This window comes from Chitinophaga alhagiae, from assembly GCF_003568665.1.
GTDB lineage: Bacteria > Bacteroidota > Bacteroidia > Chitinophagales > Chitinophagaceae > Chitinophaga > Chitinophaga alhagiae.
Genome location: NZ_QXMH01000001.1, coordinates 1,546,741 through 1,559,524, shown reverse-complemented (window position 1 = coordinate 1,559,524; position 12,784 = coordinate 1,546,741). Strand labels below are relative to the sequence as shown.

Annotated in this window: 9 protein-coding genes; 7 read left to right on the top strand and 2 right to left on the bottom strand. The window is 52.2% G+C overall.

Annotated features, from left to right (window positions below; genetic code table 11):
• Positions 1 to 45: 45 nt before the first annotated feature.
• Positions 46 to 2,289, top strand: a complete 2,244-nt coding sequence (locus tag D3A97_RS06205) for a TonB-dependent receptor (RefSeq protein WP_119077520.1) — start codon at positions 46 to 48, stop codon at positions 2,287 to 2,289.
• Between the two features lie 96 nt (positions 2,290 to 2,385).
• On the opposite strand, the gene D3A97_RS06200 is transcribed toward D3A97_RS06205, so the two are convergent.
• A complete protein-coding gene (locus tag D3A97_RS06200) occupies positions 2,386 to 3,051 on the bottom strand; it encodes a hypothetical protein (RefSeq protein WP_119077519.1) in 666 nt (221 codons plus the stop codon).
• A gap of 20 nt (positions 3,052 to 3,071) precedes the next feature.
• A complete protein-coding gene (gene purN, locus D3A97_RS06195) occupies positions 3,072 to 3,635 on the bottom strand; it encodes a phosphoribosylglycinamide formyltransferase (protein WP_119077518.1) in 564 nt (187 codons plus the stop codon).
• 542 nt (positions 3,636 to 4,177) lie between these two features.
• Between purN and D3A97_RS06190 the strand changes: the two genes are divergently transcribed.
• The 6 genes from D3A97_RS06190 to D3A97_RS06165 all read left to right on the top strand — a co-directional run bounded on the left by D3A97_RS06190 (position 4,178) and on the right by D3A97_RS06165 (position 12,729).
• Positions 4,178 to 5,410 carry a c-type cytochrome gene (locus D3A97_RS06190; protein ID WP_232825868.1) on the top strand — a complete coding sequence of 411 codons (1,233 nt, stop codon included), beginning with the start codon at positions 4,178 to 4,180 and terminating at the stop codon, positions 5,408 to 5,410.
• A gap of 75 nt (positions 5,411 to 5,485) precedes the next feature.
• Positions 5,486 to 8,587 (top strand): TAT-variant-translocated molybdopterin oxidoreductase, encoded by a 3,102-nt coding sequence (locus D3A97_RS06185; protein WP_119077517.1) that lies wholly within the window; start codon positions 5,486 to 5,488, stop codon positions 8,585 to 8,587.
• A 116-nt stretch (positions 8,588 to 8,703) separates the two neighbouring features.
• The gene (gene nrfD, locus D3A97_RS06180; RefSeq protein ID WP_119077516.1) at positions 8,704 to 10,137 is read left to right on the top strand and encodes an NrfD/PsrC family molybdoenzyme membrane anchor subunit; all 1,434 of its coding nucleotides are present in this window, start codon (positions 8,704 to 8,706) and stop codon (positions 10,135 to 10,137) included.
• A 40-nt stretch (positions 10,138 to 10,177) separates the two neighbouring features.
• Positions 10,178 to 10,771 carry a DUF3341 domain-containing protein gene (locus tag D3A97_RS06175; RefSeq protein WP_119077515.1) on the top strand — a complete coding sequence of 198 codons (594 nt, stop codon included), beginning with the start codon at positions 10,178 to 10,180 and terminating at the stop codon, positions 10,769 to 10,771.
• A 203-nt stretch (positions 10,772 to 10,974) separates the two neighbouring features.
• On the top strand, positions 10,975 to 11,484 hold the full coding sequence (locus tag D3A97_RS06170) for a c-type cytochrome (RefSeq protein ID WP_232825867.1): 510 nt from the start codon (positions 10,975 to 10,977) through the stop codon (positions 11,482 to 11,484).
• Between the two features lie 45 nt (positions 11,485 to 11,529).
• Positions 11,530 to 12,729, top strand: coding sequence for a quinol:cytochrome C oxidoreductase (locus tag D3A97_RS06165; protein WP_119077513.1), 1,200 nt, complete (start codon positions 11,530 to 11,532; stop codon positions 12,727 to 12,729).
• Positions 12,730 to 12,784 lie beyond the last annotated feature (55 nt).

Genomic DNA, 12,784 nt, shown 5'->3' with positions numbered 1-12,784 from the left:
ATATATATTGTTTTAGGTTTTAAATTTGCCTTATAAAATTTTACAATGTTCCCTAGAATAGTATGCCTCGTTTTAATGTTGGCCGTTGCGGCGGGTGCTTCCGCGCAGGGGCGCCTCAAAGGAAAAGTAATGGCGGCAGACAAGCCCGTGCCTTTTGCCAGCGTTGGTTTCAAAGATCTGAAAACCGGTACCGTCACCAACGAAGCCGGTGAATTTGACATACCCTCCCTTACGCCCGGCAGGCATACGCTGCAGGTAAGCGCTGTAGGATATGTTACCTATGCGCAGCCGGTACAGGTGAAAGCAACCGGTACCACGGTGGTGGCCATACAGCTGCAAGCAACCTCTTCCAGCCTGAACGAAGTAGTGGTGAGCGGTACTTTGCGGCCGGTTACCAAAATGGAGAGCCCGGTGCCGGTAGAAGTATATTCTCCCGTGTTCTTCAAGAAGAACCCGACCCCCAGTATTTTTGATGCGTTGCAAAACGTAAACGGTGTACGCCCGCAGCTGAACTGCAATGTGTGCAACACCGGAGATATTCATATCAACGGCCTGGAAGGGCCGTACACTATGGTAATGATAGATGGCATGCCCATTGTCAGCGCGCTTTCTACGGTATATGGCCTCTCGGGTATCCCTAATAGCCTGGTGGAACGGGTGGAGATCGTAAAAGGCCCGGCTTCCACGCTTTATGGTTCAGAAGCTGTGGCGGGGTTGATCAATATCATCACAAAATCTCCGGGTACCGCCCCCGCCTTTACGGCAGACGTGATGGCCACCAGCTGGCAGGAATATAGCGCAGACCTGGGCATGCGCTTCAATGCTGGCGCAAAGGCGGAAGCACTGCTGGGCCTCAACTATTTCAACTACCAGCAGCCGTTTGACAAGAACGGTGATGGTTTTACGGACGTTACCCTCCAGCACCGCATCTCCGTATTTAACAAATGGAACTTCAAACGCCCGGAAGGCAGGGTGGCCACTATTGCGGCCCGCTATTTTTATGAGGACCGCTGGGGCGGCCAAACGCAGTGGAATAAGCACTGGCGTGGCACAGACAGCATCTATGGCGAAAGCATTTTTACCAGTCGCGCGGAAATAATAGGCCAGTACCAGCTCCCGTTCAAAGAACGGGTAATGCTGCAGGCTTCTTTCAATTTTCATGATCAAAATTCCTACTATGGCGTGGTGCCGTTTATGGCCAAACAGCAAATATCCTTTGCGCAGCTTACGTGGGACAAAACAGCCGGCAAACACAACCTGCTGGCCGGCCTTCCTTTCCGGTACACGTTTTATGACGATAATACGGTGGCCACTGCCGGTAAAGACCATAACGAACCGGAGCGTACCTTTCTGCCGGGGGTATTTGTGCAGGACGAATGGAAATTTGCTCCGCAGCACTCCCTGCTAACCGGTCTCCGGTATGACCATAACTCCATTCATGGCAGCATTTTCACGCCCCGGCTGGCCTATAAATGGTCTCCCGACTACAAAAACGTATTACGGCTGAACGCGGGTACCGGCTACCGGGTGGTGTCTATTTTTACGGAAGACCATGCCGCCCTGAGCGGAGCGCGGGAGGTGGTGATCGAAAATGAGCTGAAACCGGAACGGAGCTGGAACGTCAACCTTAACTACACCAAAAAGATACCGCTGAACAATGCTTTCCTCAATCTGGACGCTACGGCCTTTTACACCTATTTTTCCAACAAGATCATGCCTGATTACAGCCGGCCTGATACTATTGCTTATGATAACCTTGCCGGCCACGCCATTTCCAAAGGCCTGAGCCTCAATGCAGACCTGATGTTTGCCTTTCCCCTCAAGGTGATTGCGGGGGTTACCCTGATGGACGTGTATGAGCAGGAAGGCGGGGAAAAAACGCGCCCCATGCTGACGGAAAAGTTCTCCGGCACCTGGGCCGTTTCTTACAGCTTTGCCGGGGCGGGCCTGAGCGTGGACTACACCGGCAACATATACGGCCCTATGCTACTGCCGGTGCAACCCAATGATCCCCGGCCTTCCCGCTCGCCGGTATGGAGCATACAGAATGTGCAGCTGACCAAAAAATTTGCCGGCGGCTGGGAGCTGTACGGCGGTGTTAAAAACCTGCTGAACTTTTTGCCGCCCCGCAATTCCATTGCGCATGCGCATGATCCGTTCGATAAAAACGTGGGGTATAATGCGGATGGGTCAGTAGACCCGTACGGGCTCACGTTTGACCCAAGCTATGTATTTGCGCCCAACCAGGGTATCAGGGGGTTTTTGGGTGTGCGGTTCACAAAGCAGTAAAGAAGTTGCCCGGCTGTTCAACCGTGGAAGATAGGCTACTGGCCTGTATTAGTTATGCAACCGTAGGAGCGGCCGCGGTTTTGCAGAAAGAAGCTCTTACAGGCTGAGGCCCACCTTGATACCCAGGTGCAGGCTGGGTAATACGTTCACCACCTCGCCCCGGTCCACATTCACCGCTACGCCGGAAGAGGAGTGGTTGGTATAGTGGTACACCTTGCTCCTGACGCCAATGCCCAGGTAAGGGTCCAGTATCCACTTTCCCCTTGTCATTTGCCTGCCCAGCAGGAATTGAATGCCATATATACTTTTATCGCCGTCATCTTTATAGATGACGTTGTTGAGGACTACGTCCTCTTTGGGGTAGAATATCTTTTTATAAAAGAGTACGGGCTCGAAGTAGGTGCCCCGGGCGTTAAAGGCCGCGGCCTGCCTGACCAGGTACCACTTCATGCCCACCCTGAAGCCGAGGCCCCGGCCTTCCACAAACTGCTCCGTAGTGATGCCGGGCTTTTCCCTCCCCAGGTCTATGCGCTTAAAGAACACATAATCAGGGTAATCTGTATAAATGCCGGTAATGCCCAGTTCCAGGCTCAGCTTTTCGGAAAGGTCCTGTTCCAGGTAAATGTCCAGTTCATTAATAATGGTGGAAGGGTTTACTTTCAGATAGGTGCCCTTGCGGAAGGGGGCCTGGCGGGTTTCCTGGGCAACAGTGGTCAGGCAGGAAAAGGCAAACAGCAGGAAAAAGGGTAGTGATCTTTTCATACAACTGTAGGTTCTCTGAATTATTTCAATAATCGTTCCACAATTAGGGGGAACCATTGGTGTTCCAGCACCTGTACTTTTCTGGCCAGTGTGTCTGGCGTATCTTCCGGCAATATGGCGCAGCGCTCCTGGAGGATCACCCCGCCATCGTCATACTTTTCATTTACATAATGGATGGTAATGCCGCTTTCTTTCTCTCCGGCGGCCAGCACCGCTTCATGTACAAAATGCCCGTACATGCCTTTGCCCCCGAACTTGGGAAGCAGGGCGGGGTGTATATTAATAATACGGCCGGAGAACGCCTGCACCAGGTTAGCGGGCACCTTCCACAGAAAACCGGCCAACACCACCAGGTCCGTTCCCAGCTCCTGCAGTAGTTTCACATAGGTATCTCCCCGGAAAAACTGTTCTTTATCTATTACTACGGCGGGTATCTGCTCCCGTTCGGCTATGGTCAGCACCCCGGCATCGGCTTTGTTGGACAGTATAACGGATACCCGGGCCAGCCCGGAGCTTCTGAAATGGTCTATGATCTTCTGGGCGTTGCTCCCGGTACCGGAAGCAAAAATCGCAATGTTTTTCAAGCCGCTTGTTTTATTAAGCTGCAAAAATAGGCAGATAAGTCTTTATGGTTCAGGTATTTTTTTCCTAAATTTAGGGAATTGAGCTTCCCCGGTGTTGATATATGATGATAATCAGACCATGTGAATGACCCTGGTCAGCCGGACTCAACCTTTATTATTATATCTTGTTAAGGATTGGTATCGGCAGGCAGGCTCTTCTCCAACCAACAGGCTTTTCTTCTACTGCAAAAATAGTATCACTCTTACACCGCAATTTGATGGATTGCGGAAATATGATTTTTATCAGGAATTTATAACAGAATAACGGGAGCGGCTATTGGGTATACCCTTGATATTAGCCATGGAATTGAGTTTCGGGAGATTCAGGTCTCGCGGATATTATATAAAAAGCGCTTTCAAAACAAGGACAACTTTTTTTTAATTGTTGGGAAATTGTCAACATTCTGTCTTATTTTTGCTGGCACTTTTAAGAAACCTTAGGTCAAATCTAAACTAAATAGGCTGTGTATCGTCGTGTTTCCATTCGTTTGCGTAAGCAATTTGTGAGTGTTCTTATCCTATGCGCGGGACTGGTTGGTGCTATTTCCGTTGCGCGGGCACAGGATCCTGCTGCAGGTAAGACGCTATTTCAGCAGAAATGTGCTTCCTGCCACAATCCTCATAAGAAATTAACCGGGCCTGCGCTGGCCGGGGTAGAGGACCGGTGGCCGGACAAAAAACTGCTTCATCAGTGGATACGCAACTCCGCATCCGTTCTTGCTACTGGTGACAAGTATGCCAATGATCTGTTCAACGAGTACAGCAAGCTCACCATGACGCCTTTCCCGGAGCTGAAAGACGAGGATATCGATAATATCCTGGCCTATGTCAACTCCGTACCGGCCCCGGGCGCGGCCAAGCCGGGCGCTGACAGCGCTGCTGCCGGTGAGGTACAGGAAGAATCAGGCAGCAATAGCCTGCTTTTCGGCGTAATTACCCTCATACTGGCTATTGTAGCGGTAATACTGATGCAGATCAACAGCAACCTGAACAAACTGGCTGCTGAGAAAGAAGGCCACGAGCGCCTGGAGCCCGTTCCTTTCTACAAGAACAAGGCTTACATTGCGCTGGGTATCCTGATCCTGTTCGTTATTGGCGGTTACTTTACCATCCAGGGCGCTATAGGCCTGGGCCGCCAGCAGAACTACATGCCGGAGCAACCCATCTTCTACTCCCACAAGGTACACGCCGGCATTAACCAGATCAACTGCCTGTACTGCCACTCTTCCGCAGAAAAGAGCAAGCACGCCATGATCCCTTCAGAAAACGTGTGTATGAACTGCCACAAGGCCATTACGGAATACACCGGGCCTGAGCTGTTCACCGCGGAAGGCAAAAAAGTGAACGGTACGGCGGAAATCCAGAAATTATTCGACCACGTAGGCTGGGACCCGAAAGCCGGCCGTTATACCAAACCCGGTCAGCCCATTGAATGGACCAAGATCCACAGCCTGCCTGACCACGTTTACTTCAACCACTCCCAGCACGTAGTAGCCGGCAAAGTACAATGCCAGACCTGCCACGGTGATATTCAGCAGATGGACGAAGTAAAACAGTTCGCAGACCTCTCTATGGGCTGGTGCGTGAACTGCCACCGTACTACCAAAGTACAGTTCACCGAAAACAACTACTACAGCATCTTCGAAAAACTGCACAACGATATCAAGGAAAACAAGATTGACAGTGTAACCGTAGAAATGCTGGGTGGCACCGAGTGTCAAAAGTGTCACTATTAATATATAAGGAAGCAACGGCTGCCCACAAACCGGCCGTAACTCAACATTTTTTAAATCGTAACTCGATATAATCACATGGAGCAAAAAAAGTATTGGAAAGGCTTGGAGGAGTTGCACAATACCGCTGCGCATCAGGAAGCTGTGAAGAACGAATTCAGGGAAGATCTGCCGTTTGAAGAGAGTGACAGTTTTCTGGGTGCCACTACCCCCCGCCGGGATTTCTTGAAATACCTCGGGTTCACCACTGCGGCCGCTACCATTGCCGCCAGCTGCGACATCCCGGTTAAGAAGGCCATCCCTTACGTGAATAAACCCCAGGACATTACACCTGGCGTACCCAATTATTATGCTTCTGCCTATACCGTTGACGGTGAGTATGTGCCCCTGGTGGTAAAAACCCGAGAAGGCCGCCCCATCAAGGTAGAAGGTAACGAAATGTCTACCGTAACCGAAGGCAGCAACACCGCCCGGGTACAGGCATCTGTACTGGGCCTGTACGATGTGGCACGCCTCCGTTACCCCGGCATTAACAACGGGCCTGATAAAGAAAGCCTGGAAGAAAGAGTGAAGGAAATTGCCCTTTTCTCCGAGCTGGACAAACAAGTGACGGCCGCTATTACCGGCAAACCTGTTGTACTGCTCACGGCTACTATCATCAGCCCTACCACTAAAAAGCTGATCGGCGAGTTCCTGGCCAAATACCCCGGCTCCCGCCACATAACATACGACGCAGTGTCTTACTCCGGCATGCTGCTCGCCAACGAGCAGTCTTACGGCAAAAGGGCCCTGCCTTCCTACCATTTTGAGAACGCAAAAGTAGTGGTAAGCCTTGGGGCCGACTTCCTCGGCACATGGCTGAACCCCTCCGAATACTCCCGCCAGTACGGCAAAAACCGCAAGATCGACGCTAAGAAGCCGGAAATGAGCAAACATTTCCACTTTGAAAGTATGATGAGCCTTACCGGCGCCAATGCTGACGAGCGCTACACTCACCGCCCTTCAGAGACCGGCGCGGTAGCGCTTGGCCTGCTGGCTGCCCTGGGCGGCGGCGTTACTGCCCCCGCACTGGTAGACGCCCGTTTGAAAGAAGGCATTGCCAAAGCCGCCAAGGCCATCCAGGCCAACCCCGGCAAAGTACTGGTAGTGTCAGGCTCCAACGACGTGAACGTACAGATCATCGTCAACGCCATCAACAACCTGGCTGGCGCCAACGGAACTACCATAGACTGGGCCGTTACCAGCAACTACCGCCAGGGTATTGACGCGGAAATGGAGCAACTGGTGAAAGACATGAACGCAGGCAGCGTAGGCGCCCTGCTGGTACATGGCGTAAACCCCGCCTACGATTACTACGATGCGAAGAAATTTGTTGACGGTATCAAAAAAGTAGGGGTCACCGTATCTTTCAACGACCGTTACGACGAAACAACCCAATACTGCAAATACATCATCCCTGACCATCACTTCCTCGAAAGCTGGGGCGATGCGGAAGGCCGTACCGGCTACTATGCCTTTATTCAGCCTACCATTGCACCGCTGTTCAAAACCCGCGCTTTCCAGGCTTCCCTGCTGAGCTGGAGTGGTAACACCACCGCCTGGGAAGACTACCTGAAGAACGAATGGGTGGCCAAACTGGGCTCCCAGGAAGCATGGGACAAAGCCCTGCAGGACGGTGTGATTGAGCCTGCCGCGGGCGCCCCGCTGACAGGCGCCGCTTTCACGGCAGACGCTGGTTCCGCCGCAACGGCCATCAGCGCTCCCAAAACCGGCGGCATGGAACTGGTGCTGTACGAAAAAGTAGCCATTGGTAATGGTAAAGAGGCCAACAACCCCTGGTTGCAGGAAATGCCTGACCCGATCACGCGCGCTACCTGGGACAACTACGCCTGCGTATCCAACACCGTGGCCAAAACTTTCAAAACCGAACTGGGCGATAATTACGAGATCAACGCTGAAAGACGGGTATTGAAGATCACCGCCAAAGGCTACTCCGTAGAGCTGCCGCTGATGATCGTGCCCGGTATTCACCCCGATGTAATTGCCATTGCAGTAGGTTACGGCCGCGGCAAAAAACAGTTCATCGGCAAGGCCGCCGGTGAAATAGGCGCCAACGCTTATCCCTTCGCTTCTTTCAACGGTCAGACCTTCAGCTACTTTGCTACAGACGCAAAAGCAGAAGCTACCGGCAGAAAATATCCGGTGGGCCTCACTCAAACGCATAACAGCTATGAGGGCCGCCCCATCATCAAAGAAACCACCCTCGACGCGTTCATCAAGAACCCGAAAGAGGTGAACCACGACAGGGAGCACCTGGCTCATTACGGTGAAGATTTCCGTAACGATGCCACCCTGTATACCGGCGGTACCAAGTTCGAATACCCCGGCATCAAATGGGGCATGTCTATAGACCTGAACTCCTGCTTTGGCTGCGGCGCCTGCGTAGTAGCATGTACTGCGGAGAACAACGTTTCCGTTGTAGGTAAGGAGCAGGTGGTACTGGCCCACGAAATGCACTGGCTGCGTATTGACCGCTACTTTGCGGGTGACGAGAACAACCCCGAAGTGGTGTTCCAGCCTATGCTGTGCCAGCACTGCGATAACGCTCCCTGTGAGAACGTTTGCCCGGTAGCAGCTACCAACCACAGCTCTGAAGGTCTTAACCAGATGGCTTACAACCGTTGCATCGGTACCCGTTATTGCGCAAACAACTGTCCGTATAAAGTACGCCGCTTCAACTGGAGAGACTGGAACGGGGCAGACAGCTTTGAAGGCAACCTGCACGATACGGCTGATATGAACGACGCTATTACCCGCATGGTGCTGAACCCGGACGTGGTAGTGCGCAGCCGCGGTACCATGGAGAAATGCTCTTTCTGCGTACAACGCTTACAGGACGCGAAACTGGCGGCCAAAAAAGCCGGCCGTCCCATGAAAGACGGCGAGGCCCGCACCGCCTGCCAGCAGGCCTGCGCTACAGACGCTATCGTGTTCGGTAACATCAACGATAAAGACAGCCGTATAGCCAAGGTTCGTAACGAGGAGCAAACTGACCGCCTGTACTACGTACTGGAAGAAACGCATACGCTGCCATCCATCAACTACCTGGCCAAGATCCGTAACAAGGATGCTGCACCGGTAGCTGCAGGAGCGCACAAGGAAGAAAAAGCTCATCACTAGGATGAGCCTTTCCCGGAAGCGGGAAATGGCAAAGATCGAATTAGAAAAGAATCAGTTTTAAGTTTTGAAACAACGTAGTTCCGGAGAGATCCGGGACGAGCAAAGCTCAAAATACTATGCATTTGAAGTACGAATCCACACTGAGAGAACCTTTAATAGATGGGGTTAAGGATTATCACCAGGTAACCGAGGATATTATCAGTCCTATTGAGGCCAAGCCTGGAAAGCTGTGGTACATTGGTTTATTTATTTCCATAGCCCTCTTGCTGTTCGGTGTTTTCTCTGTAACCTGGGAAGTTTATTTCGGTACCGGGGTGTGGAACCTGAACAAAACCATTGGCTGGGGTTGGGACATCACCAACTTTGTATGGTGGGTAGGTATCGGCCACGCCGGTACGCTGATCTCCGCTATCCTCCTGCTGTTCCGCCAGGGCTGGCGTACAGGGGTGAACCGCGCCGCGGAGGCCATGACCATCTTTGCCGTAATGTGCGCGGGCCAGTTCCCGATCTGGCACATGGGCCGCGTCTGGATGGCCTTCTTCGTAATGCCTTACCCCAACACCCGCGGGCCGCTCTGGGTAAACTTCAACTCGCCCCTGCTGTGGGACGTGTTCGCGATCTCTACGTACTTCACCGTTTCCCTGCTGTTCTGGTACTCAGGCCTGCTGCCTGACTTTGCCACCGTACGTGACAGGGCCAAAACAAAACTGCGTAAATACCTGTACGGCGTAGCTTCTTTCGGCTGGACCGGTTCCACCAAACACTGGCAGCGCCACGAAGCGCTTTCCCTGGTGCTGGCCGGCCTGTCTACCCCGCTGGTACTGTCTGTACACACCATCGTATCTTTTGACTTTGCCACTTCGGTGATCCCCGGATGGCACACCACCATCTTCCCTCCCTACTTTGTGGCCGGCGCTATCTTCTCCGGTTTTGCCATGGTGCAAACACTGCTGATCATCACCCGTAAAGTACTGAAGCTGGAAGAATACATCACCATAGGCCACGTGGAGGCCATGAACAAGGTGATCGTGCTCACCGGTTCCATAGTAGGGGTGGCTTACCTCACAGAATTGTTCATGGCCTGGTATTCAGGCGTACAATACGAATTTGACACCTTCTACAAGTTCCGCGCCGCGGGTCCCCTGGGCTGGAGCTACTGGATCATGATGACCTGCAACGTAATTTCCCCGCAGGTGTTCTGGTTCCGTAAAATGAGAAGGAACATCATGGTAACGTTTATCATGTCTATCATTGTGAACATCGGTATGTGGTTTGAACGTTTTGTGATCATCTGTACTTCACTGTACCGCGATTACCTGCCGTCCAGCTGGAGCTACTACCGCCCGTCCTGGCCCGAAGTTGGTTTTTACCTGGGTACCTTCGGCCTGTTCTTCACCTGCTACTTCCTGTTCGCTAAATACTTCCCGGTTATTGCAGTGGCGGAGATCAAGTCCATCCTGAAAACTTCCGGCGAGAACTTTAAAGAGAAAATGGTGAAGTACGAAGACGAAGACGTGGAGAAATTTGCGCACGATCAGACACATCACTAAGAATTGAATTTGATTAACGGATTATTGAATATTTATCCATATGGCTGTTAAAAAATTTGTTGTAGGCTGTTTTGACGATGAGGCGGTACTGTTTCCGGCGGTAAAGAAGGTACGCGCAGCCGGGTACAAGATACACGATGTGTACACGCCTTTCCCCGTACACGGGCTTGACCATGCCCTGGGCCTGCGGGAAACCAGCCTGCACACCGCCGGGTTCATTTACGGTATTACCGGTACCACTACCGCATTATCTTTCATGAGCTGGGTATTTACAACAGACTGGCCCATGAACATTGGCGGCAAGCCGCACTTTCCGCTGCCCGCTTTCATTCCCATCACCTTTGAGCTGACCGTACTGTTTTCTGCCGTAGGGATGGTAATGACCTTCATGTACCTCTGCCAGATGGCCCCCTTTGTGAAAAAACACATTTTCCACCCGCGGCAAACGGACGACCTGTTCGTGATGGCCATTGAGGTAACGGAAAAAACCCGTCCTGAAGAGGTGAAAGCCTTCCTGGACAGTGTGGGCGCCAAGGAGATCAATGAACAGACCGCAGAAGCCGGCTGGTGGTTAGGCCGCTTTGACAGGGAAGACAAGCTGTTCACCAAACAGATTGAACCGCTGAACGCATAAACAAAAGAGATCAGCTAGAATATAAACGAGATGAGACCGAGCCAAGCAAGGTTCCATCCGACCACTGAAAAGACAACTAATTACGGATGAAAAGGACTTCCAACATACTGATTGTAGCAGCCTTGGCCGGCGGGGCATTATTGTCCGCCTGCGGTAACAAGGGAGCACATAATAGAAAGCCCGGTAAGATCTATATGCCTGATATGTACGAGTCCCGTGCATACGAGTTCTACAGCGGCCGCCTGGCCGGCCTGAAACCGGTGGAAGGTACGGTTAAGAGAGGCGCCATGCTGCCCTATCACCTGAAAGCGGAAGATACGGCACAGGCAAACCTGGTGAAGAACCCGCTGGTGTTGGATGAAGCCGGTATCAAGGAAGGCAAGCGCCTTTATGATATCTACTGCGGCGTATGCCATGGCCAGAAGCTGGACGGTAACGGCCCCCTGTACAAAGGTGGGGACGGCCCGTACCCCGCAGCCCCTGCATCTTTCATTGCAGGCAAGGTGCTGGGCTTCAGCGAAGGCCGTATCTTTCACGTAATCACCTACGGGTACAACGTGATGGGCAGCTACGCCAGCCAGCTGGATATGGAGCAGCGCTGGAAAGTGGTAGCCTATATCAAGAACATACAGGGCGGCGGTAATGCACCGGCGGCACCCGCGGCAGACTCAACTGCTGCGGCAGGCGCACCGGCAGTAGCGCAGGCACAGTAATTTGTTTTAAACGCATTTCAACTTAGTATTTAATATACAACGGTAATGAAGGACCAATTTGTAGTACCAGCAAGATTAAAAACGACCAGCTACGTGCTTTTGGGTATTGGCTTGCTGACTTTATTGATCGGATTATTTGCATTCCATGGCGAGCATGGTTCCACCCGTTTCTGGGCAGGCTTACTGCAAAACAGCACCTACTTCCTGATGGTGGTGTTGGCCAGTACCTTCTTCATTGCGGCAACCACACTGGCCCAGGGCGGCTGGCAGATAGCGTTCCGCCGCGTGCCTGAAGCAATATCCATGGCTGTACCCGTACTGAGCGCAATTTTGCTGGTTGTGCTGGCTTTCCTGATCTTTGGTAACAAAGGGCACATTTACCACTGGATCCACCCGGAAGGAGACAGGATACTGGAGTTCAAATCTCCCTTCCTGAACCCCTCCATGGTAACCATCTTCACGGTGATCACCATTGGCGCATGGACGGCGCTGACGCTGAAGATCCGGAAAATGTCCCTCGCTGAAGATACCATGAAGCTGGACCAGAACAGCCGCAGGACCCTCCTCTGGAACGGCACCGTTTGGTGCGCCGTTTTCATAGTGGTTTACGCGCTTACCATGGGCTCCACCACCCCGTGGATCTGGCTCATGAGCATAGACGCGCACTGGTTCTCTACCATGTATAGCTGGTACACCTTCGCCAGCACCTGGGTATCAGGCCTTTCCCTGATCGCATTGTTCGTGATCTACCTGAAAGGCAATGGTTACCTGCCCTGGGTAAATGAAGAGCACCTGCATGACCTCGGCAAGTTCATCTTTGCCTTCAGCATCTTCTGGACGTACCTCTGGTTCTCCCAGTACATGCTGATCTGGTACGCCAACATGCCGGAAGAAACGGTCTACTTCCAGCCCCGCGTATGGGGTGCTTTCAGGCCCGTGTTCTTCCTGAACCTGATCATTAACTTCATTGTACCGCTGTTGATCTTTATGAAACGCTCCACCAAAAGGAACTATACAGTAATGGCCGTAATGTCAGGAGTAGTTATTTTCGGCCACTGGCTTGATTTCTTCCAGATGGTAATGCCGGCTACCGTAAAAGAGCTGAATTTCCCCTGGTTTGAACTGGGTATCGGCCTCGGGTTTGTGGGACTGATCATCTGGGTTACGGCTAACCAGCTGGCCAAAGCGCCGCTGACGCCGAAAAATCATCCTTACCTGAAAGAAAGTATTGTACACCACACCTGATGCGTGGCGTAACGAAAGGAGAAAAAACGTTTAGCATTAGATAACTTAATTATTA